Origin of the sequence: Geomonas edaphica, assembly GCF_004917075.1 — a bacterium.
GTDB lineage: Bacteria > Desulfobacterota > Desulfuromonadia > Geobacterales > Geobacteraceae > Geomonas > Geomonas edaphica.
Map to the genome: position 1 here is coordinate 165,488 of NZ_SSYB01000005.1, position 23,592 is coordinate 189,079.

Consider the following 23,592-nt stretch of genomic DNA (forward strand, 5'->3'; position numbering starts at 1 on the left):
TGTAAGCATGCGCCGATCATGAGGAGTGGATACTGAGAGTTGCGCTGATACTGATACTGTGTCTGCTAGTTTCAGGTTGCAAAGGTCAGCGTGCGCAAGAAGCCGGCCCGCCCATTCCCTTGCGCCTGGCTTGGGCCAACTTGCACGATTGTTCGCTGGTGCAACTTGCTGCTGCCAAGGGGTTCTTCAAGGAGGAGGGGCTCGCCGTCCAGGTGCAACCTTGCGGCTACGGCAAGGCGGCGTTGCAGGCGGTGCTGGATGGGAAGGCCGACCTCGCCACCGTCGCCGAAACTCCGCTCATGTTTGCCGTTCTTGGTGGGCAGAAACTCTCCGTGATCGGCAGCATCTATACCTCGAACAAGAAAAACGGCATCGTCGCACGCAGGAAAAGCGGCATCTCCGCCCCCGGAGATTTGAAGAACAAGCGCATCGCCTTCACGCAGGGAACCACCTCCCACATATTTCTCTCCTCTTTCCTGACCGCCAACCACTTGGCCATGGATGAGGTGAGGCTGGTTGACTTGCCGCCGGAACAGATGCAGGAAGCCCTTCTTTCCGGGAGGGTGGACGCAGTTTCCACCTGGGACCCCACCGGCAAGATCATCGCCGAGAGGATGGGTGCCGACGGGGTGGTGTTGAACGACCCTCACATCTATACGGAAACCTTCGTTATTGCAGGGCACGCCTCGTTTGTGAACGGCAACCAGGAGGCGATGCGGCGCATGTTGCGTGCCCTGCTCCGGGCCGAAGAGTTCGCGTTGCGTCACCCGCAGGAGGCTCAGGCGATCGTCTTTGCGGACCTCAAGCTTCCACCGGCACTGGTTGCCGAATTGTGGGAGGAAGGCTCGTGCACCGTCGCCCTGGACCACGCCCTGCTCCTGGCTCTCGAGGAGGAAACCCGCTGGGCGGCGAAGCACCGCCTGGCGCGCAACGTCAGGATGCCGAACTTCCTGGAAGTCATTGATCCGCGCCCGCTGCTGTCGGTGAAACCGGAAGCCGTGGACCCGCAGGTGCTAAGACCGTGACCTTTGCCCGCAGGCTCAAAGTAAGCGCGCTCCTGTCCCTCACGCTGTTGCTGATCGTGGCCTCTCTGCTTGCGTGGACGAGCAGAGAGCTGCACCTGGCCGGGGAGAAGCACGCCCTGGCCGACCGTATCCAATCGGTGGTGTTCCAGCGTGCCACGCTGCGCGATGAGTACTTCCTGTACGGTGTAGAGCGGGCGAGGCTGCAGTGGTTCTCGCTCACGGAGAAGACCGCGCACCTGGCAGGTGTGGGGCATACGGAGTTCGGCGACCGACCGTCGCGTGAGGCGCTGGAACGGGTGATGCGCGAACTGGCTGAATCGCAGCTCATATCGCAGCGCCTTGTAGAGCGGATGCGCGGGGTTGCCGGGGTAGATCCTGCCTACGTGCACCACGACGAGTTCGCGAGCCGTCTGTACAGTCAGATCATGCTCAAGGATTCGGCGCTGCAGCAGGAAGCGGTGAGCCTGCAGAAGTCGGCACGCGAGAGGTTCGAGCAGGCGACGAACCGGATGATCACCCTGACCCTGGTGCTGGTGTTCCTTATGGCGCTCGGGACCATTGTGAATTCCATTTATCTGAACGCCGTGCTGCACCGCCGCATGATGGCGGTCAAGGAGGCCGCCGACCAGGTCGCCGCGGGGAACCTGGACCACCGCATCTCGGCGGAGGGGACCGACGAGCTGGCCGAGATGAGCCGGGTCTTCAACAACGTGACGCAGCAGGTGCAGGACTACACCAAGGCGCTGCACGACAGCGAGCAGCGCTACCGGATGCAGTTGCAGGAACTGGCCAACGTCTACACGCACACCCCGGTCGGCCTTTTCGTCGTGGACCGGGACCTCAGGTTCCTGCGCCTTAACGAGCGCCTGGCGGAGATGAACTGCAAGAGCATCTGCGAGCACGTGGGGCGCACCATCGACGAGGTGCTCGCGCCGGAGATCACCACCCAGCTCAAGGAAATCTGGCGGCCGGTGCTTGAGGGTGGCGAGTGTATCCGGAACGTCGAGTTGCATGGAAGGGCAGATGCTTCCCAAAAGCAGCCGCGCCACTGGCTGGCCAACTACCAGCCGATTCTCTCCACGGGAGGGGAGGTGACCGGTCTTATGGGGGTCGTGCTGGACATCACGGAACGCAAAGCGGCCGAAGAGGTGATGGCCGGGGCGCGCCAGCAGCTCGAGGAAGAGGTGCATCAGCGCACCGCGAAACTGCAGCTCACCAACAAACACCTGCTGCAAGAGATAAAGATCAGGAAGAAGATCGAGGTCGAACTCCTCACCCAACAGCAAAAACTCCAGGATATGGCGCTCGATCTCGCCATGGCCGAGGAACGGGAGCGCGACCGGATCGCAAGCGAGCTGCACGACCAAGTGGGGCAGCGGCTCATCCTGGCGAAGATCAAGCTCGACGCCCTCGCGAGCAGCGTGCCGACTGGGGAATGCGAGTCCGAGGCCGACGGGATCGGGGGGCTAATCGAGCAGACCCTGCAGGACATCAGGTCGCTCACCTTCCAACTGAGACCCCCGCTTCTGGCGAGTGCCGGGCTCGAAGCTGCGCTGCGCTGGCTGGGCGAGGAACTCTACGCCGACTTCGGGTTGCAGGTCGAATTCAGCGATGACGGCAAGGAGAAGCCCCTGCGCTACGAGATCCGCTCGACGGTGTTCCAGGCGGTCAGGGAGCTGATGCTCAACGTCGCCAAGCATGCCGGGACCATGCAGTGCCGCGTGGCGGTCCTGCGCTCCAACGGCTTCCTCGTGGTCCAGGTGGACGACGACGGCATCGGGCTGAATGGGGACGCGGTCGCAAAGGGTGCTACCAGAGAAGGGGGCTTCGGGCTTTTGAACGTAAGGCAGAAAATAGAACATCTGGGCGGGGCCTTTTCCATCGTGGGCAAGGCTGCCGGTGGGACCCTGGCCACGGTAACGGTGCCGCTTGACGGTTTTTAGAGGAGGAGACAAATGAAGATGAAGATTTTGATCGCCGATGACCATGCCATCGTCCGGCAGGGGCTGCGCGCATTGATCGACAAGGAAGAGGATATGATGGTGAGCGCGGAAGCCGGGACCGGCGCCGAGGCGATCGGCCTGACGCGCAAGGAGCGCCCCGACGTCATTGTGATGGACATATCCATGCCGGACGTGAACGGCATCGATGCCACGCGCAGCATCATGGCCGAGTTCCCAGAGGTGAAGGTGCTGGCGCTCTCCATGGAGTCCGACCGCCGTTTCGTGGTGGAGGTCCTTAAGGCGGGTGCGAACGGCTATGTCCTGAAGGATGCGGCCTTCGCCGAGCTGGCGAGCGCGATTAGGGCCGTCGCCGCCGGGGAGACCTACCTCCCCCCGAGGGTGACCACCCTCCTCATCAAGGAGTACCTGCAGCGCATCCCGGACGAGGTGCCTGCTACCTATGAGAACCTCTCCGCGCGCGAAAGGGAGATCCTGCAACTGATAGCCAACGGCAGCAACGCCAAGGAGATCGCCTTCGCCTTCGGCGTAAGTGTCAAGACCGTCGAGAACCAGCGGCACAGCATCATGAAGAAGCTGGACCTCTTCAGCATAGCGGAACTCACCAAGTACGCGGTAAGGCAGGGGCTGACCTCGTTGAAGTGATGTGAGTACTGGCATCCTTCTCTGCTTATTGACCTATTTATTTGTGCGGGCGCTTCCCTTAATACTGGCTTTGTCATGGCTTAGTTACCACTGTGCCAGGAGTGAAGCATGCCCGATCAGGAACAAGAAAAGGAAAAGGACGAAAGCCAGGCTACCGATGCCGAGGCTTTGGAGGAGTGCCGCACAACTTGCCGCACCAATGCGCTCGTTGACAGCTTCTCCATCTGTCTTGTGAAGAACCGTTTCTGTGAGCATGCGCTCGCCTTCGGACATCAGTTCCTGTGCCGTCACCCGCACCACGCCAAATTCACCGCTTCCCCAAAAAAGAAGAAGTAACCTCCCCCCGTCTTCCCTTTCAAGAAAGAGCCGGCACTGCCGGCTGCTCCGCTTTTCACCCTTTGTTCCCGCTTGACAGCAAAAGTCGGCACTATACACTTTGTCGGGTTTGATTGGTGCTACTTAATGATGTCTTTGCGCGATTCCACAGCCGCCGGCGCGTCGATCGCCAGCAGAGCGACCGCAGTCACTGATTAGCCAGCATCTTCCGGCCAAGAGGTATCGCTCAGGAGGTACACCATGAAAGCAAGCACGAAAGACCAGAGCAAAGGAAAACTGCAGGAACTGAAGGGTCAAGCAAAGGAAACGGTCGGTAAGACCACCCGTAATGTCTCCATGGAACATCAAGGCAGGGGGGAGAAGATAACCGGCAAGATTCAGAAAGACGTCGGTAAGGCGGAGAAGGATCTGGAGAAATAGCGCCACACCTGGCCTGCCACCGGGTGGAAACAGTGCCGGGGCGCTGGCCGCCGCTCTCCAGGCGGCGGTGGCTGCGGTCGCTCTGCTGGCGATCTGGGATGCCCTGCAAAGGGCGAAGGTCAGCCGGACCGAAAGAGGAGGTGTTCGTCATGCCCTTGGTGCACGTGCTGCTCGTTCTCATCGTGGTCGGCGTCCTGCTGTGGCTCGTCAATACCTTCATCCCCATGGCAGGCTCGATCAAGTCCATTCTCAACGCCGTCGTTGTCATCGTCGTGGTCCTTTGGCTTTTGAACGTGTTCGGCCTGATGGAAAATCTCACCAGGCTTAGGGTCGGGAAGTAACAGCGGCTGACGCCCCTTGATAGGGCGTGCCGGAAGCTTTCCGGCGGAGGTGGGCATGCTCAAGGCAATCATCGTGGTATTGCTCGTTGTGTGGCTGATCGGTCTGGTGACCCACTATACCTTCGGCGGATACCTCCATCTGCTGCTTGGGATTGCCGGGATACTTGTTATACTGAACCTGATCCAGAAACAACGGCCACTGTGACTGTTTTAACTACCGTCATCGACATCCATTGAGCCGGGTCAACCCGGCCTTTTTTTGAAAGGAGGACAAACCGTGAAACGCATGTCAGCAGCAGTAGCAATTCTTCTCCTCGCAGCCCTGCCGGCCTTTGCCGCCGACAAACCCGCCCCGGCCTACGCGGATATGCCCCAGATGAAAGATGCGGTACCCGGGTCGCCGGGCTACATCATGAAAGGCTCCATGCGGCGGGAGATGACGCGTACTCCGGAGCACCTGCTGATGATGGCCTACCACAGGAACGTGGCCAACTTCGCTCAGCTGCTCTATGCAGCCGCCGATGCGGGGGCGCCAGTGGTACCGCAGCTCGCGCGGGTTGCCGTCGCGGAGATGCGGCGCAGCGTGGAAGAGATGGAAAAGTACCGCGCCGGAATGCAGCTTCCGCCGCAGCGGCAGAAGATGATGGAACAGCACCTGATCGACGTGAAGATGCACCTGAGGGCGTTGGAGGATCTGGTGCGCGCCGACCGTATCGATGCGGCCCAGGTGAAGAGCCATCTCGAACCGCTCCTGGCCGGGTACCGCCAGGCCGGTTGCGGCCTGATGCCGGGACGCTCCCCTCAGGGGATGGGGCCGCGTGGTGGTGCCCCCGGCATGCACGGCATGATGATGGAAAGGATGCTGGATAGGGCGAAGGAGCAGGACGAGGACCTCGAGGAGCTCCTGCTGGAGCTCGATCAGGCTCCCGCCGACAAGAAGCTCGACCTCGTGGTGGAGACGGTCAAGAGGATGGCGCAGCAACGTGCCGAGATGACCGAGGAGATGGAGCGTAACCACGAGGAGATGATGAGGATGCTTCAGCCGGGCGCCCCTGCCATGAATGGGAGCGATGACGAAGAAGATAGCGGGGGCGAAGAGGACGAGGATTAGGCCGGTACCGATCAGGTGTGCCGGAAGGATAAAAAGAGGCCGGCGGGGATCACCCTGCCGGCCTCTTGACTTTTCAATGCTGCTTCATCTGTTCCCGGCCGCGCGGGTTGTGGAGGAAGTTCGCGTTCTGCTTCAGAAGCGCCGTCATCTTAGGTACCGGCAGCGGGCGGCTGAAGTAGTACCCCTGCGCCTCTTCGCTACCCTCGGCCTGCAGCCAGGCGAGCTGTGAAGCGTTTTCGACCCCCTCCGCGATCACCTTGAGCTGCATGCTGCGACCGATCGAAATCACGGCGCGTACGACGGCGGCGTTGTCCTGGTCCCGTGCGATGTTCCGTATGAAGGACTGGTCGATCTTCAGCTTGTCCACAGGAAGCTTCTTAAGATAGCTGAGGCTCGAGTAGCCGATGCCGAAGTCGTCTATGGAGAGCTGCAGCCCGAGCGCCTTCATCGCCGCCATGCTCCCGAGGACCCGTTGCGGGTCGCTCATGATGGTCGCCTCGGTGAGCTCGAGTTCCAGGCATTCCGGCGGGATGCCGGTCTCCAGAAGGGATGCCTCGACGGTCTCCTCGAAGTCGCGGTGCTGGAAGAAGCTCGCCGAGAGGTTGACCGCCGCGGAGATCTTGTCGATCCCCTGTTGCTGCCACTGCTGGATCTGACGGCAGACTGTCGGGATGATCCACTTGCTGATCTGATGTAAAAGGCCGCTCTCCTCGGCGATGGTGATGAACTCCTCGGGCATGATGAGGCCGCGCACCGGGTGCTGCCAACGGATCAGCGCCTCCATTCCGCTGAAGTGCCCGGTCACCAGGTCCACCTTCGGCTGGTAGTGCAGCACGAACTCCTCATGCTCGAGCGCCCGGCGCAGCTCCGCCTCCACGGCGAACCGCTCGTGGGCCATCTGGTTCAGGCGCGGGGTGAAGAACTGGAAATTGTTCCCACCCGTTTTCTTGGCGTGGTACATGGCTATGTCGGCGTGCTTCAAAAGGGCGAGGTAGTCCTTGCCGTCCTCCGGGAAGATGCTGATGCCGATGCTCGGGGTGACCATGATGTTGGTCCCCTGCAGCGGGAACCCTGCGTTGATGATCTTCTCGGCGACCAGCGTGGTTTCGGTGACGCCGCAGTCCCAAAGCACGACGACGAACTCGTCCCCCCCAAGCCGCGCAACCACGTCGCAGGAGCGGGTGCAGTCGCTTAGTTTTCGCGCCACGGTCTGCAGCAGCCGGTCCCCAACGTCGTGCCCCATCGAGTCGTTGATCTGCTTGAACCCGTCGATGTCGAGAAACAAAAGTGCCACGTTGCGCCTGTTCCTCAGCGCGACCGAGATGACCTGCTCGATCTTGGCATAGAGGGTGCTGCGGTTGGGTAGCTTTGTGAGCGGGTCGTGGTGCGCCAGGAAAAAGATGTTCTCCTCTGCCCTTTTGATGTCGGTGATGTCCAGGATGAAGCCGTCCAGACGCGAGATGCTGACCTTTTCCCCTCTCCTGGCCCGCTGCACGGCGCAGTTGTTCAGGATCCAGCGCACCGAGCCGTCCTTGTGCACGATGCGGTGCCTGATCGGTTCCTGGTCCTCGCCGGCGAAGATGCTGTTCAGGAACTGCACCACCTGGTTTCGGTCTTCCTCGTGGATCATGGTGAACCACAAAAGCGGGTCCTTGTAGTACTCCTCTGGGGTGTAGCCGGTGATGTCCAGGCACTTGGGGCTGTGGTAGACCGACTTGATGTCGCCGTTTTCGAAGCGGACGCTGTAGACGTACTCGTTTATGTTGCTTACGATGGTGCGGCACTGCTCTTCGCTCTTGAGCAGAGCGTCCTCCGCGTTCTTCCTGATGGTGATGTCGCGGATATTGAACTGCAGCACGGTGGTCTCGTTGACGCGGTAGCTGTTGCTGATCACCTCGACCGCGATGCTGCGCCCGTCGTAGGTTTCCAGGTGCTGGTCGATGTTGTGCATGAAATCGTTGTAGTGCAGCATGGCGAACTCGGTCTGGTTCGCGGCGATGGCGCTCAGGGAGGGGACGTTCCACAGCTTGTGCCCGACGAGTTGCTCCCTGCCGCACCCGAGCATGCGGATCATGGAGGGGTTCACGTCGGTGATCTCGCCGCTGGCCGCATCAACGATCATGATGCCGTCCTTGGCGGCCTCGAACAGCCCGCGGTAGCGCGCCTCGGAAACTTCGAGCGCCTCGGCGGCCCGCCTGCTCTCCGTGATGTCCACAAGGGCCAGCCGGTACTCCCACCCTTCGCGGCAGGAACGCGCCTCGATGCGCACCCGCGGCGCCTGGGCGCCCTCCACGAGGAGGCTCACCTCGCAGCTTGCCCGGGCGTCTGCACCGGAGAGCCTGCTTAAAAGGGAAGCGATGGTAGGGCGCGAGGAGTCGTCGACCAGGTCCTCGAAGCTGCGACCCAGAAGGGTTTCCCTCTCCGTGCGAAGGAGGTCGGCGCTCGTCTGGTTCGTGCCGCGGATCACGCCGAAGCGGTCCAGGGTGAAGTGGGCGATGGGGGTGGACTCGTAGAGGTCGTTGTAAAGCTCCAATTCGGCGGCGAGCGCCTTGCGGGGAAGGTGGTTCGCCTTGAAACTCATCCTTTTCGCCTCTTTTCTGCTGTCGGAACTGGTCCCGGAGCTGTTGGTGTCTGAATCTGCACCGCTCATGGGTTCCTCCGTGCTCTCAGCCCCGGGGGGCTTTAGCTTACGCTGCAGATCAGCGATGTCGTCACACTCGCTGGCAGCAGGGTGGGAAAAGGCTCCTTGTATAACTTCGTCATTCTGAGGAAAATGATAAGGTAATTATGGTAAAACTGCACCGGGAATTATCGAAGCGAAGCTTCATGCGAAGCGGCACATTGTTTCGGTTTTACCGGGAGTTCCTGCAGGGGAGGGCGCTGAGCCAGCGAGGGGAAACGGTATGAGCACGCGTCACGGGATGGAACCCGATACAGAGGAAAATCGTCTGCTCGCTGACAACGTACATCCAGCGGACTGGGTGAACCCCGAGCCTGCCGGGCGCTACAACCTGGTCGTCATAGGCGCCGGCACCGCCGGTCTCGTCTGCGCCGCGGGTGCGGCCGCTTTGGGGGGAAAGGTAGCCCTGATCGAGCGCGGATTCATGGGTGGAGACTGCCTGAACGTCGGCTGCGTCCCGTCCAAAGGTTTCCTGAGAGGGGCGCGTGCCGCCTTCGACGCCCGTTTCGGCGCGCGCTTCGGCGTGACCGGCGGGGAGTGGACTGCCGGTAATTTCGGCGTAGCCATGGAGCGGATGCGCACCTTGAGGGCGGGGCTTAGCGGGCATGACGCCGCTAGGCGCTTTAGGGACGAGCTGGGTGTGGACGTCTTCTTCGGGGTAGGTCGCTTCACCGGAGCGGACCGCATCGAGGTCGCCGGCGCGACGCTTTTCTTCGCGAGAGCCGCCGTCTGCACCGGTGCCAGGGCCGCGGCCCCGGCCATACACGGCCTCACCGAGGTGGGATACCTCACCAACGAGACCGTCTTCTCGCTCACCGAAATGCCGCGGCGGCTGGCGGTGATCGGGGGCGGCCCGATCGGCTGCGAGCTCGCCCAGGGCTTTGCCCGCTTCGGTGCGCGGGTCCATCTCATAGAGCACGGCGGGCGGCTCCTCGCGCGCGACGAGGCCGACGCCTCCTCACTGATGCTCCGGGCTTTCCTGCGTGAGGGGATCGAGGTGCACCTTGAGACCGGGGTCACATCGGTCGAGGCGCGGGCAGGCGTGAAGGTCCTGCATCTGGAGCGTGCGGGGCGTCCCTTCGAGCTCGAGGTGGACGCCATACTGGTCGGCGCCGGGCGCGCCCCGAACGTCGAGGGGCTTGGGCTCGAGCTCGCCGGGGTCGGCTATGACCGTGAGGGGGTGCGGGTGGACGACACGCTGCGCACCTCCAACCCGCGCATCTACGCCGCCGGGGACGTCTGCTCCCGCCTCAGGTTCACCCACACGGCGGATGCCCAGGCGCGCATCGTCATCGCAAACGCGCTCTTCATGGGAAGGCGCCGCAACTCCGCCCTTACCGTCCCGTGGTGCACCTACACCGATCCGGAGGTGGCGCACGTGGGGGTAACCGAGGCGGACGCCCTTGCTCGCGGCGTGGCGATCGACACCCTCACTGTCCCGCTTTCCGATGTGGACCGGGCGGTTTTGGACGGCGAAGAGGAAGGGTTCGCACGGGTGCACCTGAAGAAGGGGAGCGACGCCATCCTCGGCGCGACCATCGTGGCGAGGCACGCCGGGGAGATGATCGGCGAGGTCGCCCTCGCCATCTCCTCCGGTCTGGGGCTTACCGCCATCGGCAACACCATCCACCCCTATCCCACCCAGGCCGAGGTGCTCAAAAAGCTCGCCGACCTCCACCAGCGCCGCCGGCTCACCCCATTCGTACAGAGGCTTCTGCGCGCCTGGCTCTCCTGGCGAAGAAAATGGTAACCCCCGGCGCGGTTTATATGCTAGAAATCGCATATTGCCAAGCCGAATGGGAGCCGAATTTCACATGAACCCGAAAAAGATCCTCATCGTTCTCACCGCGTGTGTGGCGGTGGCCCTTTTCTTTTATTTCGACCTGCAGCGCTTCCTGACCCTCGAGGCCCTCAAGGCGAACCGCCAATTGCTAGCGGACTACTACGCCTCCCATACCGTCGGCGCCGTCGCACTTTTCATGGCGATCTACATCCTGCAGACCGCGTTCTCGCTTCCCGGCGCCGCGGTGCTGTCGCTTGCCGCAGGCGCCGTCTTCGGCCCTCTCGCCGGTACGGTGTACGCCGTGGCGGCGGCCACCATCGGGGCGACGCTCGCCTTTCTCGTCACGCGCTACCTGCTGCGCGACGCGATCCTTTCACGTTTCGGGGCGCGTCTGGAGGGGATAAACCGCGAACTTGAGGAGCGCGGCTGGAACTACCTTTTATTCCTGCGTCTTGTGCCGCTCTTTCCCTTCTTTCTGATCAACTTGGCCGCCGGGCTCACCAGGCTCCCCTTGCGGGTCTTCGTGCTCGGCACCTTCATCGGCATCATCCCTGGCGGCTTCGTCTTCGTGAACGCCGGGGCGAGCCTTGCCACCATCAACTCCCTCTCCGACGTCGCATCCCCCCGCGTGCTCGGCTCTTTCGCCCTTTTGGGGCTCTTCGCGCTGCTACCCGTGCTTCACGGCAGGATCACGCGGGGAAAGGGCGCAAGCTGACCCTCCTCACAGAGTAAGTGCACCTCCTCCCGGAGGGGGGAGGCTGGGAGGGGGGGAGGCTGACCGAGCTGCTGCGCTTCCCCCTCCCTTGCCCTCCCCCTCCGGGGGCGGGAATTCTGGGAGAGAGGCGGTGAGGCCATTGATAAAGGCTACTTCCCGTTTGCAGCCCATCCCTTTTGGAACTTCCTCTCCCCGCCCCCTTTTGACATCCCCCAAGTGTCCGTTTACACTCTCATACTCGTCGGGCCCCAATTTTAATAAGAGAGTGGATCATGCCGTTAGAGTCGATCGGAAAATTCGAGACAAAGCGCCTTGGCGTGCTGAACGAGCGCGGGGAAGCGGACCCGGATCTCATGCCGCAATTGTCGGAAGAGGAGATCCGGCGCATGTACGAGCTCATGCTGCTCGCCCGCGTCTTCGACGAGCGCGCTGTCGCACTGCAGCGGGAGGGGCGCATAGGCACCTATCCCCCCATACTCGGGCAGGAGGCGGCCCAGGTGGGAAGCGCCTTCGCCCTTTCTCCGGGCGACTGGGTCTTTCCCTCCTTCCGCGAGATGGGGGTACACCTCACCCTCGGTTTTCCCATCGCCCAGCTCCTGCAGTACTGGGGCGGCGACGAGCGCGCCCAGAAGGCCCCCGAGGGGCTGAATATCTTTCCCTTCTGCGTCGCGGTGGGAAGCCAGATACCACATGCTGTAGGCGCCGCCCTCGCCGTCCGCTATCGCCGCGACCCGGCGGTGGTCGTGACCTACTTCGGCGACGGCGCGACCTCGAAGGGTGACTTCCACGAAGGGATGAATATGGCAGGGGTCTTCAAACTCCCCATGGTCTTCATCTGTCAGAACAACCAGTGGGCCATCTCGGTGCCGCTAAAGACGCAGACCGCCACCACCTCCCTTGCCCAGAAGGCGGTCGCCTACGGTTTCGAAGGGGTGCAGGTGGACGGTAACGACGTCTTCGCCGTGTACCGGGCAACGCGCGAGGCGCTAGAGAAGGCGAGGGGAGGGGGCGGCCCCACCTTCATCGAATGCCTAACCTACCGCATGGCCGACCACACCACCGCGGACGATGCCGGCCGGTACCGTCCACCCGAGGAGGTGGCGCTCTGGCGCGAACGTGACCCGATCACGAGGCTCGAGCGGTTCCTCGAGGCGCGCGGGGCGTGGACGCCGCAGCGGCGGGTCGAGGCGAAGGAAAAAGCGGCGCGTGTCATCGACGATGCGATCCGGGAGATGGAGAATGTGCTTCCTCCGGCCCCGGCGGAGCTTTTCGACGGCGTGCTCGCCGCACTCACCCCGCGCCAGACCGGGCAGAAGAAGGGACTTTGACATGGCGCAACTGAACATGGTGCAGGCGATAAACCAGGCGCTCGCCTACGAGATGGAGCATGACGACCGGGTGGTCCTTTTAGGCGAGGACGTGGGGCGCGACGGTGGCGTCTTCCGGGTGACCGAGGGGCTCATTGAGCGTTTCGGCTCCGAGCGCGTCCTCGACACGCCGCTTTGCGAGTCGGGGATCATGGGGGCGGCCATCGGCATGGCAGCCTACGGTCTGCGCCCGGTGACGGAAATACAGTTCATGGGGTTCACCTACTCCGCCTTCGAGCAGCTCTTCGCCCACGCCGCGCGCGTCCGTTCCCGCTCCCGCGGCCGGTTCACCTGTCCCCTCGTCGTGCGCACCCCCTACGGAGGCGGGATCAAGGCACCCGAACTGCACGAGGAAAGCACCGAGGCGCTCTTTTGCCAGGTGCCGGGACTGAAGGTGGTGGTCCCCTCCGGCCCCTACATGGCCAAGGGGCTCTTGTTGTCGGCACTGCGCGACCCCGACCCCGTGCTCTTTCTGGAGCCGACCAGGCTCTACCGCCTGATCCGCGAGGAGGTGCCGGAAGGGGAATACGTGGTGGAGCTCGGGAAGGCGCGGGTGGCGCGGGCCGGTGGCGCGGTCACCGTGGTCGCGTGGGGGAGCATGCTCGAGCGGGTGCTGAAAGCGGTGGACGGCTACGACGCCGAGGTGCTGGATCTCCTCACCCTGAGCCCCTTCGACATCGGGGCGGTGCTCGCCTCGGTGCGAAAGACCGGGCGGCTCGTTATCGTGCACGAGGCGGCGAAGAGCTGCGGTTTTGGCGCCGAAATCGCGGCCACCGTGGCCGAGGAGGCGATCTTGCACCTGCGGGCCCCCATCCTCCGGGTCACCGCGCCCGACGTCCCGGTTCCTCTGGCGAAGCTGATCGATCACTACCTTCCCGGTCCTCAGCAGATCAGGGGGGCGTTAGACGAAGTGCTTCAGTATTGATTGCTCCCTCCCCTGGAGGGGGAGGGCTGGGGAGGGGGGCGCGCGGCGGCTGTTGCAAACGTATTTTCCCCCTCCCGACCTCCCCCCTCCGGGGGAGGAGCCATGCAGGCGCCGGACTGACAGCAACGACAAGGAGAAGTGCATGTCTTTCGATTTCAAACTTCCGGATCTGGGCGAGGGGATCACCGAGGTGGAACTGCGCCGTTGGCTGGTAACGGCAGGTGACACAGTTCGTGAACACCAGCCGCTGTTGGAGGTGGAGACCGACAAGGCGGTGGTCGAGGTCCCTTCGCCCCGGGAAGGTGTCGTCGAGCGCCTGCACCGGAAGGAAGGTGAGACGGTGCAGGTTGGGGAGGTGCTTCTCTCCATAGCTGAAGGCAAGCCCGAGCTGCAACAGCAGCCCCAGCAACCCCCGCAGTCCCCGCCGCGCCCGGCATCGGTTGGTATCGTGGGCTCGCTTCCAGAGGCCGAGGAAGAGCCTGTTGAGACCGCCATAGAGGCTGCGCCTTTCGCCCCCCCGGCTTCCGTCGAGGTGCTGGCCACCCCCATGGTGCGCAGGCTGGCGCGGGAGCGCGGCATCGATCTCGGTACCATCAAGGGGAGCGGGCCGCGCGGCTGCATAAGGCCCGAGGACCTGGAGACGGTCGCCGCCGCGCCTAGTGGGGCGGGGCCTGAGGAGCGGGTACCGCTGCGCGGACTGCGCCGGACCATCGCCCGCAACGTGACCGCCTCGCAGCGGACCACCGCTTTCGTGACCAGCATGGAGGAGGTGGACATCACCGAGATCTTCGAGATGCGTACGCGGGAGCAGGGAGAGGTGGAGTCCCGCGGCACGCACCTCACCTTCCTTCCCTTCTTCATCAAGGCGGTGCAGCACGCCCTTAAGGAGCATCCCCTCCTGAACGCCTCGATCGACGACGAGACACAGGAACTGGTCCTCAAGCGGCATTACCATTTCGGTCTCGCGGTGGATACCCCCGAGGGACTCATGGTCCCGGTGATCCGGGACGTGGACAAAAAAAGCATCATTGAGCTCGCCCAGGCGGTCCAGGAGTTGGGGCGCAAGGCGCGCGAACGGAGCATAACGCTCGAGGAACTGAAGGGGAGCAGCTTCACCATCACCAACTACGGGCATTTCGGCGGCACCTTCGCGACCCCCATCATCAACTGGCCCGACGTCGCCATCATGGGGTTCGGCCGCATCGTGGAACGCCCCTGGGTGCACCGCGGGGAGATCACCATCAGGAAGATCCTTCCCTTGTCCCTCACCTTTGATCACCGCGCCACAGACGGGGCCGATGCCGCCCGTTTTCTCGGCAAGGTGCTCCGGTACCTGGAAGACCCCGCTCTTTTGTTTCTCGACTGCGGCTAGCCGTCAAGGAAACACTTTGTCCTTTCCTTGATCGGTGCTACAGTGCGGCGCAATCTGAATCCAGAGGTCCCCCGGATGGCCCACCCCTCCATAACCTGCCCGAACTGCGGGCAACCCACCGACGCCCGTTACGGCTCATGCCTTTGGTGCGGCGCCGCCCTCTCCCGTCCGGCGGGCGCGGTGCGCCGGGTGCTATCGGGCGCTTCCGGTCCCGGTTCTGCCATCAACGGCATCATAGCGGCGAACGTCGTCTTCTACCTCCTGTCGCTTTTTCTGAGTAAAAGAACCGGCCTCGAGGGAGGGCTCTTCGGCTTTCTCTCCCCGGACCAGAACAGCCTGTTCCTTTTGGGGGCGACCGGCACCGTTCCGGTTTTCGAGATGGGGCGCTTCTGGACCCTCATCTCCGCCAGTTACCTCCATGGCGGTCTTTTGCACATCCTCTTCAACATGATGGCGTTAAGACAGATCGGCCCCTGGGTGAGCGCCGAGTTCGGCACGAGCCGCATGTTCGTCATCTACACGGCAAGCGGCGTCGCCGGCTACGTAGCCTCCTGCTTTGCCGGTATTCCCTTCACCATCGGGGCCTCCGCGTCGGTCTGCGGTCTCATCGGAGCACTCTTCTATTTCGGCAAGAGCCGTGGCGGCAACTACGGCGCCGCGGTCTCCCGCGAGGTGAGCGGCTGGCTCATAAGCCTCGTCGTGTTCGGCCTCATCATGCCGGGCATCAACAACTGGGGCCACGGCGGCGGCATCGTGGGGGGGATCATCACCGCGAAGATCCTTGGGTACCGCGAGCGGAGCCGGGAGAGCGCCGCTCACCACGCCATCGCCATCGTCTGCCTTGTCGCAACCCTTGCCGTTCTCGCCTGGGCCGCCTTCCTCTCCCTCGCCTACCGCTTCCTCTAGCCCGTCCTTCCACCCCGTCGGCGACAGCCGTTCATCTGCGCCCCGTTCTGTCTGTTCGATTGGATACGTCTAATGCGTAACTGCTTGTTTGCAGGGATAAAATCCGGTATGGTATGACCAAATTTTTCGACGGGAGAGGCTATGAGCGTCCACGAAGTAAACCACCCCCTGGTGAAGCACAAGATTGGCCTGATGCGCGAGAGCGGCATCAGCACGAAGAAGTTCCGGGAACTCACCTCCGAGATCGCCTGCCTGCTCGCCTACGAGGCCACGAGAGACTTTCAGCTGGAGACGCGGACCATCACCGGCTGGGACGGCAGCAAGTTCGAGATCCAGCAGATCAAGGGGAAGAAGGTCACCGTGGTCCCCATCCTGCGTGCCGGCATTGGGATGCTGGACGGCGTGCTCGACATGATCCCCAACGCCAAGGTGAGCGTGGTGGGACTCGCCAGGAACGAGGAAACCCTGGAGGCGCACACCTACTTCGAACGCTTCGTGACTAAACTCGACGAGCGCCTCGCCCTCATCATCGACCCGATGCTCGCCACCGGCGGATCGATGGCGGCGACCATCGAGATGCTCAAAAAGAACGGCTGCCTCCAGATCCGCGTGCTCTGCCTCGTCGCCGCACCCGAGGGGCTGAAAAAGATCGCCGAGGCGTACCCCGAGATCGACATCTACGTGGCGGCCATCGACGAGCGCCTGAACGAGCACGGCTACATCCTCCCTGGGCTCGGCGACGCCGGGGACAAGATCTTCGGCACTAAGTAGCACCCCTGCTGTCATCGAGCGGGGGAGCCCCCTCCGTATCTTCCATTCCAAGTGAGGTTTTTGCATGTCCGAAGTAAAAGAACCGGTCTGGCGCCAGGCGCTTTCCGGAGCGCAGATCCTTTTTGTCGCCTTCGGCGCGCTGGTGCTCGTGCCGATCCTTACCGGCCTGAACCCGAGCATGGCGCTTCTGGGCGCCGGGGTCGGCACCATCATCTTCCAGCTCTGCACCGGGCGCGAAGTCCCCATCTTCCTCGGCTCTTCCTTCGCCTTCATCGCTCCGATCATCTACAGCGTGCAGACCTGGGGGCTTCCCGCCACCATGGGGGGGCTCTTCGCCGCCGGCTTTCTCTATCTCGCCTTCTCCGCCGCCATTTACCTGCGCGGCGCGGAGTTTATCCATCGCATCATGCCGCCCGTGGTGGTGGGCCCGATCATCATGATCATCGGCCTTGGCCTTGCCAACGTGGCGGTCAACATGGCCATGGGTAAAACCGGCGACGGCAAGGCCGTTCTCGTCGACTACGACACCGCCCTCCTGGTCGCAGGCGTCTCGCTTCTCACCACCGCCCTCGTCGCCGTGCGCGCTCGCGGGATCTTCCGGCTGCTGCCGGTTCTCTCCGGCGTAGCGGTAGGGTACGTCCTCTCCATCTTCCTGGGGCTCGTAGATTTCGCCAAGGTCGCGGCGGCTCCCTGGATCCAGGTCCCCACCTTCGTTAGTCCGCAGTGGAACTGGTCCGCCGTCCTCTTCATGGTTCCGGTCGCCCTCGCGCCGGCCATCGAGCACGTGGGGGACATCGTCGCCATCGGCGCGGTCACCGGCAAGGACTACACCGTGAAGCCGGGTCTGCACCGCACCATGCTGGGCGACGGCCTTGCAGTCTGCACCGCGGCCCTCGTGGGCGGCCCCCCGGTCACCACCTACGCCGAGGTCACCGGCGCCGTCATGATCACCCGCTGCTACAACCCGGTCATCATGACCTGGGCCGCAGGATTCGCCGTGGTCATGGCCTTCTTCGGGAAGTTCAACGCCATCCTGCAGTCGATCCCGGCGCCGGTCATGGGCGGCATCATGATGCTGCTGTTCGGCTCCATCGCCTCGGTGGGTCTCAACACCCTCATCCACGCCCAGGTCGACATGCACCGCCCGCGCAACCTGATCATCGTCTCGCTCGTGCTGGTCTTCGGCATCGGCGGGCTTTCCGTCAACGTGGCCGGACAGCACCTGCACGGCGTGAGCCTTTGCGGTATCGCGGCCATCCTCCTGAACCTGCTGCTGCCGAAAGGTGAGACCGTCCCCATGGGGGGCGACGCGGACGAGGAGGAGCCGGAGACCGCGGTTTAGGCTTCCGGAAAATGTGTAACTACGAGCGCCGGTCCCTGCATAAGGGGTCGGCGCTTTTTTTGCGCCGTATTCCTCTTTTCCCGGGCATCCGCCGGAGATTGCCAACGCTGCGAGGCCGGGTATACTCTCAGTCGCCCGATTAAGACATATTAACTTGGTGGCCGGCGCGCCTTTCCGCCGGAAGGAAGCGGACCCGGCGTCAGCCGGGCCTCATCAAAAAGGAGGTCGTCTATGAAGGGGAACGAAAGGGTGATCGAACAGTTGAACGTGCGCCTGGCCGAGGAGCTCACCGCCACCAACCAGTACATGGTGCACGCGGAGATGTGCGAAAACTGGGGCTATAAGCGGCTTCACGCCGCGATCCGTGAGCGTGCCATCACCGAGATGAAGCATGCCGAGAAGCTGATCGATAGGATCCTCTTCCTGGAGGGGCGCCCGATCGTGAGCCGGCTCGATCCGATCCACATCGGCGGCGAGATTCCGAAGATGCACCAGTTCGACCACGCCCTGGAGGAAACGGCGATCCGCGGGTACAACGAGAGCATCAAGCTTGCCGTGGAACTCGGCGACAACGGGACGCGGGAACTGCTGCAGTCGATCCTGGACCAGGAGGAGAGCCATATCGACGACATCGAGGCGCAGCTGGACCAGATCGCCCAGATGGGGGTGCAGAACTACCTGGTGGATCAGGTGGGATGATTTCAAGGTGGGGTGCAGCGGGAAGGGGCGCCTGGAAGAGTCCAGGCGCCCTTTTTCGTGCGAAGTAGCGTCAGGCCGGGGTCGCCCCCTTTTCCAGCTCGGCGAGCCGCGCCCGGAGCGCCTTTTCCTTCTGCCAGCGCACCGATACGTCGCGCATCACCGCCACGGTTCCGGCGATATTCCCGTCGGCATCCCTGATGATGGTCATGGAGAATTCGGTCGAGATGCGGGTGCCGTCCTTGCGCAGCGCGGGGGCGGCCAGGAGCTCCTTCGCATAGCGCGTGAAACCGGTTTCCATGACCCGGAAATATCCCTCCCAATGCCGCGCGCGCTGGTTCTCAGGGATGAAGATGTCGAGCGACTGTCCCAGGGCTTCCTCAGCACTGAAGCCGAGCATCTCCTCCGCCCCCTTGTTCCAGAGTCTGATCACCCCTTCCCTGTCTGAAAATATGATTGCATCGTTGCAATTCTGAACCAGCTGCCGGTACAGTTCCTGATCACCAAGCTGCGTCATGTCGACCTCCGTGGTAGTAAGACTTGCTGCCATCCTAGCATACCCAAGCCTACCGTCGTTTTGACTTGAATCAAACAGACGAACCTTTTGCCGCATAAAAAGAAACCATCGGTGAACCTTTGTTGGGATATTAAATATTAGTAATAATGGATCGACACCCTAAAGTACCGTGGGCATCGTCCGATACAATCCTCACCGACAGCGAACGCTGTTCTGTCCGGGAGGAGCAATGTTCACTAACAAACTAATACACAAAATTCTGGCGATCATTGGGATCAACCTGCTGATAGGGATCACCATTGTCGGCTGCCTGGCGATCTGGCTCCAGTACAGCTCCAGCATGAAGTTGCAGGAGAAGAACAGCCGGACCATGTCCGCCGTTATTGTGGACGAGATTTCGGCCTTCATGATGAAGGATGACGCCAAATCGGTGAGGAACCTCGCCAAGGTCGCCAAGGAACAGAACTTCGGCTTCGACATCAAGATCTTCGACAATGATGGCAAGGATTCCGAAACCGGGGCGGTCAACAAGGATGTCGCACGAAGCCTCGCCGACGGTAAGCCGGTAGAAATCAGAGAGACAACCGGGGGAATTCACACCCTTAAGATGGCGGTTCCCCTCCGCAACGAAGAGCGCTGCAAGCAATGCCACGACGCAGGGGACAAGTACCTGGGCGCGGTGCAGCTCACCTCCTCGCTCGAGGACGGCTACCGCAGCGCCATAAAGATGATCACCATACTGGTTGCCGCAGGCTGCCTCTTCTTCGTCTGCATGATGCTCTGCATGTACGTCTTCTTCCAGAAAACGGTCATGCGCGACCTGCTCTTCTTCTCGGACAAGCTGAAAGATATAGCCCAGGGGGAAGGGGACCTCACCAAGGAGATCCCGGTCCGTTCGAACGACGAGATCGGCGACCTCGCTCGGCACATAAACCACCTCGTCAACAAACTGCGCGAAACGATCACAGTTCTTTACGAACTGGCCGAGCACATCTCCATCTCGCTTTGCCACGTCTCGAGCCGCGCTAGGAACACCGTGGCGTCGTCGGCCGAGCAGAAGGACCGCTCGGAGTCGGTGGCGGTCGCCACGGAGGAGATGGCGGCGACCCTCAACGTGGTGGCCGGGAACACCCATCAGGCGGCAGGCTTCTCCTCCGAGGTGGACGAGGCGGCAAGTCAGGGGATGGGCGTTGTGGACGGGGCGTGCAACTCCATCGTCCTCGTGAGGGAGAACGTGACCCAGACCCTCGACACCGTCGGAAGGCTGGAGGCCTCGTCGGCGCAGATCGGCGACATCATAAACCTCATCGAGGACATCGCGGACCAGACCAAGCTCCTTGCGCTGAACGCCGCCATCGAGGCGGCGCGGGCCGGAGAACATGGCAGGGGATTCGCGGTGGTCGCCGACGAAGTCAAGATGCTCTCCGAGAAGACCGCCACCTCGACGAAGGAGATCGCCAAGATCATCACCAACATCCAGTCCGAAAGCCGTGAGGCGGCAAGGTCGATCGCCGAGGAACAGGAGCGGGTCGAGGACGGGGTGTCAAAATCCATTGCCGCCAAGGAGTGCCTGGAGCGGATCCTTGGGCTCGCCGGGGAGACGGCGCAGCTCATCAACCAGATCGCCTCGGCGACCGAGGAACAAAGCGCCACAACCAACGAGATCGCCGAAAAGATCCACGGCGTTTCGAGCTCGGCGCTGGCGGTGCACGAGGACATGCTGGAGAGCGACAAGGCGTTCACGGAGCTCACCCGTGTTGCCGAACAGATCTTTTCGACGGTGGGGAAATTCAGCGTCGGCAACAGGCACGATGAGATGAAGCGCATGGCAGCGGAGCTTAGGGACGGCTTCGTAGCGGTCATCGGCGAGGGGGTCGCCGCGGGGAGGATCAGCATGACCGACCTGTTCGACCGCAACTACAAGCCGATCCCGAACACCGCGCCGCAGAAGTACGCCACCGCGTTCGACGGCTTCTTCGATCGTTACATTTCGCCGGTGCAGGAGGCGATCCTAGGTCGCAAGGATTCCATCTTCTTCGCCATCTGCGTGGACGACCACGGCTACGTGGCAAGCCACAACCTGCGCTACTCCAAGCCGCTGACCGGTGACCCGGAAGTGGACAAGGTGAACAACCGTACCAAGCGCATCTTCGACGACAAAACCGGCCTTAAGGCGGCACAGAATACCGAGTCGTTCCTGCTGCAGACCTACATGAGGGACACCGGCGAGATCATGAACGACATCTCGACCCCCATCATCCTGAACAACCGCCATTGGGGTGCCGTGCGTATTGGTTACCGCGCCGAATAAGATCCGATCTCACACCTTGATTCCATCTGCAGGCCGTCACCGATGCATCGGGGCGGCCTGCCGCTTTTCACCCCTCCCTTCGTTTGTTTTATTTTGGCGTAAGACGCGCTCCCGTTACCTCTCTTCTCTTTGCCCGCCCCGCAACCCGTTTTCACGGCGAGACCACCCCCTGCTTTTTCCCGCGTCATAGCCGCCGCCGCAACGGGCCACTCCGGCTATGGGGTCAGAATAGAAGGAGAAATCAGCGTCAAGTGGGGAGGCCGAGTCAGCTGTCAAATATCCCCCGTGGCGCGGTCAACCTGCCTGTCATCCTCCGTGTTTGTTGTGCTTTCAGAGGCGAAACGATTTTTTATTGTTGACGTGGACGGCAACTTGAGATTAGATTGCATACTGTATACAGTGCATCTTGTGGACGCATATCGATCGAACGAACGTTCGAAGATCTAAAATAGAGTTATACGGGTTTTTAGTTGACTCACCAGTCCCTCTTGAGTAGAATCCGGTTCTACTTTTTGGGGAAAAAGAGTAAAAGTGCCGCGGGATAAGGAGCTTGCGCGGCGGCGAGCTTGATTGCAACACCTTGTTATCTGTCAGCATTCAGCTGATTTAGTTGTAGACAACAAAACAAAACAGGAGGCAGATATGTCCGAGTACGGCACACTTCAAGACCGGGTACAATGCAAACAACTTTTGAACAAGGTCATGGCTCCCGAGCAGACCATTGAGTTCTTCAAGAACGGGATGAACCTTGGCTGGTCCGGCTTCACCCCGGCTGGTTACCCGAAAGTGGTGCCCATCGCCCTGGCTGACCACGTAGAGAAGAACAACCTGCAGGGCAAGCTGAAGTTCAACCTCTTCATCGGCGCTTCCGTCGGTGCGGAAACCGAAGACCGTTGGGCAACTCTGGACATGATCGACCGCCGCTGGCCGTACCAGACCGGCAAGAACATCGCAGCGGGCATCAACGCCGGCCGCATCCGCATGGGCGACAAGCACCTCTCCCTGTTCGCACAGGATCTGGGCTACGGCTTCTACACCAAGGATTCCGAGAGCGGCAAGCTCGACCTCGCCATCATCGAGGTTTCCGCGATCAAAGAAGACGGCTCCATCGTACCGACCTCTTCCTGCGGCGTCATCCCCGAGATCCTGATGATCTGCGACAAGATCATCCTCGAGGTGAACACCGGACAGCCCTCCTTCGAAGGGATCCACGACCTCCTGACCCCGCTCACCCCGCCGAACCGCCAGATCTTCGGCATCACCCATGCGGGCGAGAGGATCGGTTCCACCTCGATCCCCTGCGATCCGAGCAAGGTCATCGCCGTGGTCGAGTCCAAGCTGCGCGACCAGGGTCGTGCCTTCGCCGAGCAGGACGACACCTCTGAGGCGATCGCGAACCACATCATCGACTTCTTCACCACCGAGGTGAAGGCGGGCCGTCTGCCGAAGAACCTGCTCCCGATCCAGTCTGGCGTCGGCTCCATCGCCAACGCCGTCATCGGCGGCCTGGCCAAGGGTCCCTTCAAGAACCTGACCGTCTACACCGAGGTGCTCCAGGACACCATGCTTGACCTGTTCGACTCCGGCAAGCTCGACGCGGCCTCCTCCTGCTCGCTGTCTCTCTCGGCCAGCCCGGGCTTCCCGCGCTTCTTCGAGAACATGGACAAGTACTTCGACAAGATCACCCTGCGTCCGCTCTCGATCTCCAACGCACCTGAGCCGATCCGTCGTCTGGGTTGCATCGCCATGAACACCCCGGTCGAGATCGACATCTTCGCACACGCAAACTCCACCCTGGTCGGCGGTACCCGTATGATCAACGGTCTGGGCGGCTCCGGCGACTTCTTGAGGAACGGCTTCCTGAAGATGATGCACACCCCGTCCTCCCGTCCGAGCAAGACCGACCCGACCGGTATCTCCTGCGTCGTGCCGCACTGCTCGCACATCGACCACACCGAGCACGACCTCGACTGCGTCATCACCGAGCAGGGTCTCGCCGACCTGCGCGGCCTTGCTCCGAAAGAGCGTGCCCGTCGCATCATCGAGAAGTGCGCCCACCCGGATTACAAGGCTCAGCTCACCGAGTACCTCAACATCGCAGAGAAGGATTGTCTCGCGAGGAAGGTCGGCCACGAGCCGCAGCTGTGGGACCGCGCCTTCAAGATGCACCTCAACCTCGAGAAGAACGGCACCATGAAGCTGAAGAACTGGGATGTGAAGATCGACCTCTGCGAGGACTAAGAGTCCGCTGCAGATCGTTATCGCAGCAAGAGCGCCCCGCCGGGAAACCGGCGGGGCGTTTTTTTATTGGTTCGCCAAGCGCCAAGCGCCAAGCCGCCAAGCCCGCCAAGCCCGACTGTTCCGACTG

General features: G+C 62.2%; 21 protein-coding genes. 19 read left to right on the plus strand and 2 right to left on the minus strand.

The annotated features are described in order from the left end of the window. Positions 1-62 precede the first annotated feature (62 nt). The 8 genes from E8K79_RS16520 to E8K79_RS16555 all read left to right on the plus strand — a co-directional run bounded on the left by E8K79_RS16520 (position 63) and on the right by E8K79_RS16555 (position 5,839). Positions 63-1,025, plus strand: a complete 963-nt coding sequence (locus tag E8K79_RS16520; RefSeq protein ID WP_281276108.1) for an ABC transporter substrate-binding protein — start codon at positions 63-65, stop codon at positions 1,023-1,025. Then, on the plus strand, positions 1,022-2,968 hold the full coding sequence (locus E8K79_RS16525; RefSeq protein WP_136515700.1) for a sensor histidine kinase: 1,947 nt from the start codon (positions 1,022-1,024) through the stop codon (positions 2,966-2,968). Before E8K79_RS16520 ends, E8K79_RS16525 begins: the two co-directional genes overlap by 4 nt. Positions 2,969-2,980: 12 nt before the next feature. After that, the gene (locus tag E8K79_RS16530) at positions 2,981-3,631 is read left to right on the plus strand and encodes a response regulator transcription factor (protein WP_136515701.1); all 651 of its coding nucleotides are present in this window, start codon (positions 2,981-2,983) and stop codon (positions 3,629-3,631) included. 108 nt (positions 3,632-3,739) lie between these two features. Beyond that, complete coding sequence (locus tag E8K79_RS16535) at positions 3,740-3,967, plus strand: hypothetical protein (RefSeq protein WP_136515702.1); 228 nt, start codon at positions 3,740-3,742, stop codon at positions 3,965-3,967. A 240-nt stretch (positions 3,968-4,207) separates the two neighbouring features. Continuing rightward, positions 4,208-4,387 carry a CsbD family protein gene (locus E8K79_RS16540; RefSeq protein ID WP_129127382.1) on the plus strand — a complete coding sequence of 60 codons (180 nt, stop codon included), beginning with the start codon at positions 4,208-4,210 and terminating at the stop codon, positions 4,385-4,387. Positions 4,388-4,536: 149 nt separating this feature from the next. Then, on the plus strand, positions 4,537-4,728 hold the full coding sequence (locus E8K79_RS16545) for a Thivi_2564 family membrane protein (RefSeq protein ID WP_129127381.1): 192 nt from the start codon (positions 4,537-4,539) through the stop codon (positions 4,726-4,728). A gap of 55 nt (positions 4,729-4,783) precedes the next feature. Then, positions 4,784-4,933, plus strand: a complete 150-nt coding sequence (locus tag E8K79_RS16550; protein WP_136515703.1) for a lmo0937 family membrane protein — start codon at positions 4,784-4,786, stop codon at positions 4,931-4,933. Between the two features lie 81 nt (positions 4,934-5,014). After that, the gene (locus E8K79_RS16555; protein WP_246043872.1) at positions 5,015-5,839 is read left to right on the plus strand and encodes a hypothetical protein; all 825 of its coding nucleotides are present in this window, start codon (positions 5,015-5,017) and stop codon (positions 5,837-5,839) included. Positions 5,840-5,912: 73 nt separating this feature from the next. Here the strand turns inward: E8K79_RS16555 and E8K79_RS16560 are convergent, their stop codons facing one another. Continuing rightward, on the minus strand, positions 5,913-8,489 hold the full coding sequence (locus E8K79_RS16560) for a bifunctional diguanylate cyclase/phosphodiesterase (RefSeq protein WP_136515704.1): 2,577 nt from the start codon (positions 8,487-8,489) through the stop codon (positions 5,913-5,915). 253 nt (positions 8,490-8,742) lie between these two features. Here E8K79_RS16560 and E8K79_RS16565 point away from each other — a divergent pair, with 253 nt between their 5' ends. The 9 genes from E8K79_RS16565 (at position 8,743) to bfr (ending at position 18,399) form a co-directional block, all read left to right on the plus strand. Then, on the plus strand, positions 8,743-10,269 hold the full coding sequence (locus E8K79_RS16565; RefSeq protein WP_246043857.1) for a mercuric reductase: 1,527 nt from the start codon (positions 8,743-8,745) through the stop codon (positions 10,267-10,269). Between the two features lie 64 nt (positions 10,270-10,333). Next, positions 10,334-11,017 carry a TVP38/TMEM64 family protein gene (locus E8K79_RS16570; protein WP_136516007.1) on the plus strand — a complete coding sequence of 228 codons (684 nt, stop codon included), beginning with the start codon at positions 10,334-10,336 and terminating at the stop codon, positions 11,015-11,017. Between the two features lie 272 nt (positions 11,018-11,289). Continuing rightward, on the plus strand, positions 11,290-12,345 hold the full coding sequence (gene pdhA / locus E8K79_RS16575) for a pyruvate dehydrogenase (acetyl-transferring) E1 component subunit alpha (RefSeq protein WP_136515705.1): 1,056 nt from the start codon (positions 11,290-11,292) through the stop codon (positions 12,343-12,345). Position 12,346: 1 nt separating this feature from the next. Then, on the plus strand, positions 12,347-13,309 hold the full coding sequence (locus tag E8K79_RS16580; RefSeq protein ID WP_136515706.1) for an alpha-ketoacid dehydrogenase subunit beta: 963 nt from the start codon (positions 12,347-12,349) through the stop codon (positions 13,307-13,309). A 142-nt stretch (positions 13,310-13,451) separates the two neighbouring features. Continuing rightward, positions 13,452-14,681, plus strand: a complete 1,230-nt coding sequence (locus E8K79_RS16585) for a dihydrolipoamide acetyltransferase family protein (protein ID WP_136515707.1) — start codon at positions 13,452-13,454, stop codon at positions 14,679-14,681. Between the two features lie 75 nt (positions 14,682-14,756). Next, positions 14,757-15,587 (plus strand): rhomboid family intramembrane serine protease, encoded by an 831-nt coding sequence (locus tag E8K79_RS16590; protein WP_136516009.1) that lies wholly within the window; start codon positions 14,757-14,759, stop codon positions 15,585-15,587. Between the two features lie 141 nt (positions 15,588-15,728). Beyond that, positions 15,729-16,358 carry a uracil phosphoribosyltransferase gene (upp, locus tag E8K79_RS16595; protein ID WP_136515708.1) on the plus strand — a complete coding sequence of 210 codons (630 nt, stop codon included), beginning with the start codon at positions 15,729-15,731 and terminating at the stop codon, positions 16,356-16,358. A gap of 64 nt (positions 16,359-16,422) precedes the next feature. Beyond that, the gene (locus E8K79_RS16600; RefSeq protein WP_136515709.1) at positions 16,423-17,700 is read left to right on the plus strand and encodes a uracil-xanthine permease family protein; all 1,278 of its coding nucleotides are present in this window, start codon (positions 16,423-16,425) and stop codon (positions 17,698-17,700) included. Positions 17,701-17,931: 231 nt separating this feature from the next. Beyond that, on the plus strand, positions 17,932-18,399 hold the full coding sequence (bfr, locus tag E8K79_RS16605) for a bacterioferritin (protein ID WP_136515710.1): 468 nt from the start codon (positions 17,932-17,934) through the stop codon (positions 18,397-18,399). A 70-nt stretch (positions 18,400-18,469) separates the two neighbouring features. Here the strand turns inward: bfr and E8K79_RS16610 are convergent, their stop codons facing one another. Then, the gene (locus E8K79_RS16610) at positions 18,470-18,913 is read right to left on the minus strand and encodes a PAS domain-containing protein (RefSeq protein ID WP_136516010.1); all 444 of its coding nucleotides are present in this window, start codon (positions 18,911-18,913) and stop codon (positions 18,470-18,472) included. 229 nt (positions 18,914-19,142) lie between these two features. Between E8K79_RS16610 and E8K79_RS16615 the strand changes: the two genes are divergently transcribed. After that, a complete protein-coding gene (locus E8K79_RS16615; RefSeq protein ID WP_136515711.1) occupies positions 19,143-21,224 on the plus strand; it encodes a methyl-accepting chemotaxis protein in 2,082 nt (693 codons plus the stop codon). Between the two features lie 642 nt (positions 21,225-21,866). Then, a complete protein-coding gene (locus tag E8K79_RS16620) occupies positions 21,867-23,465 on the plus strand; it encodes an acetyl-CoA hydrolase/transferase C-terminal domain-containing protein (RefSeq protein ID WP_136515712.1) in 1,599 nt (532 codons plus the stop codon). Positions 23,466-23,592 lie beyond the last annotated feature (127 nt).

Coding starts and splice junctions, on each gene's coding strand:
- E8K79_RS16530 (WP_136515701.1), top strand. CDS start 2,981: ATGAAGATGAAGATTTTGATCGCCGATGACCATGCCATCGTCCGGCAG.
- E8K79_RS16535 (WP_136515702.1), top strand. CDS start 3,740: ATGCCCGATCAGGAACAAGAAAAGGAAAAGGACGAAAGCCAGGCTACC.
- E8K79_RS16540 (WP_129127382.1), top strand. CDS start 4,208: ATGAAAGCAAGCACGAAAGACCAGAGCAAAGGAAAACTGCAGGAACTG.
- E8K79_RS16545 (WP_129127381.1), top strand. CDS start 4,537: ATGCCCTTGGTGCACGTGCTGCTCGTTCTCATCGTGGTCGGCGTCCTG.
- E8K79_RS16550 (WP_136515703.1), top strand. CDS start 4,784: ATGCTCAAGGCAATCATCGTGGTATTGCTCGTTGTGTGGCTGATCGGT.
- E8K79_RS16555 (WP_246043872.1), top strand. CDS start 5,015: ATGTCAGCAGCAGTAGCAATTCTTCTCCTCGCAGCCCTGCCGGCCTTT.
- E8K79_RS16560 (WP_136515704.1), bottom strand. CDS start 8,489: ATGAGCGGTGCAGATTCAGACACCAACAGCTCCGGGACCAGTTCCGAC.
- E8K79_RS16565 (WP_246043857.1), top strand. CDS start 8,743: ATGAGCACGCGTCACGGGATGGAACCCGATACAGAGGAAAATCGTCTG.
- E8K79_RS16570 (WP_136516007.1), top strand. CDS start 10,334: ATGAACCCGAAAAAGATCCTCATCGTTCTCACCGCGTGTGTGGCGGTG.
- pdhA (WP_136515705.1), top strand. CDS start 11,290: ATGCCGTTAGAGTCGATCGGAAAATTCGAGACAAAGCGCCTTGGCGTG.
- E8K79_RS16580 (WP_136515706.1), top strand. CDS start 12,347: ATGGCGCAACTGAACATGGTGCAGGCGATAAACCAGGCGCTCGCCTAC.
- E8K79_RS16585 (WP_136515707.1), top strand. CDS start 13,452: ATGTCTTTCGATTTCAAACTTCCGGATCTGGGCGAGGGGATCACCGAG.
- E8K79_RS16590 (WP_136516009.1), top strand. CDS start 14,757: ATGGCCCACCCCTCCATAACCTGCCCGAACTGCGGGCAACCCACCGAC.
- upp (WP_136515708.1), top strand. CDS start 15,729: ATGAGCGTCCACGAAGTAAACCACCCCCTGGTGAAGCACAAGATTGGC.
- E8K79_RS16600 (WP_136515709.1), top strand. CDS start 16,423: ATGTCCGAAGTAAAAGAACCGGTCTGGCGCCAGGCGCTTTCCGGAGCG.
- bfr (WP_136515710.1), top strand. CDS start 17,932: ATGAAGGGGAACGAAAGGGTGATCGAACAGTTGAACGTGCGCCTGGCC.
- E8K79_RS16610 (WP_136516010.1), bottom strand. CDS start 18,913: ATGACGCAGCTTGGTGATCAGGAACTGTACCGGCAGCTGGTTCAGAAT.
- E8K79_RS16615 (WP_136515711.1), top strand. CDS start 19,143: ATGTTCACTAACAAACTAATACACAAAATTCTGGCGATCATTGGGATC.
- E8K79_RS16620 (WP_136515712.1), top strand. CDS start 21,867: ATGTCCGAGTACGGCACACTTCAAGACCGGGTACAATGCAAACAACTT.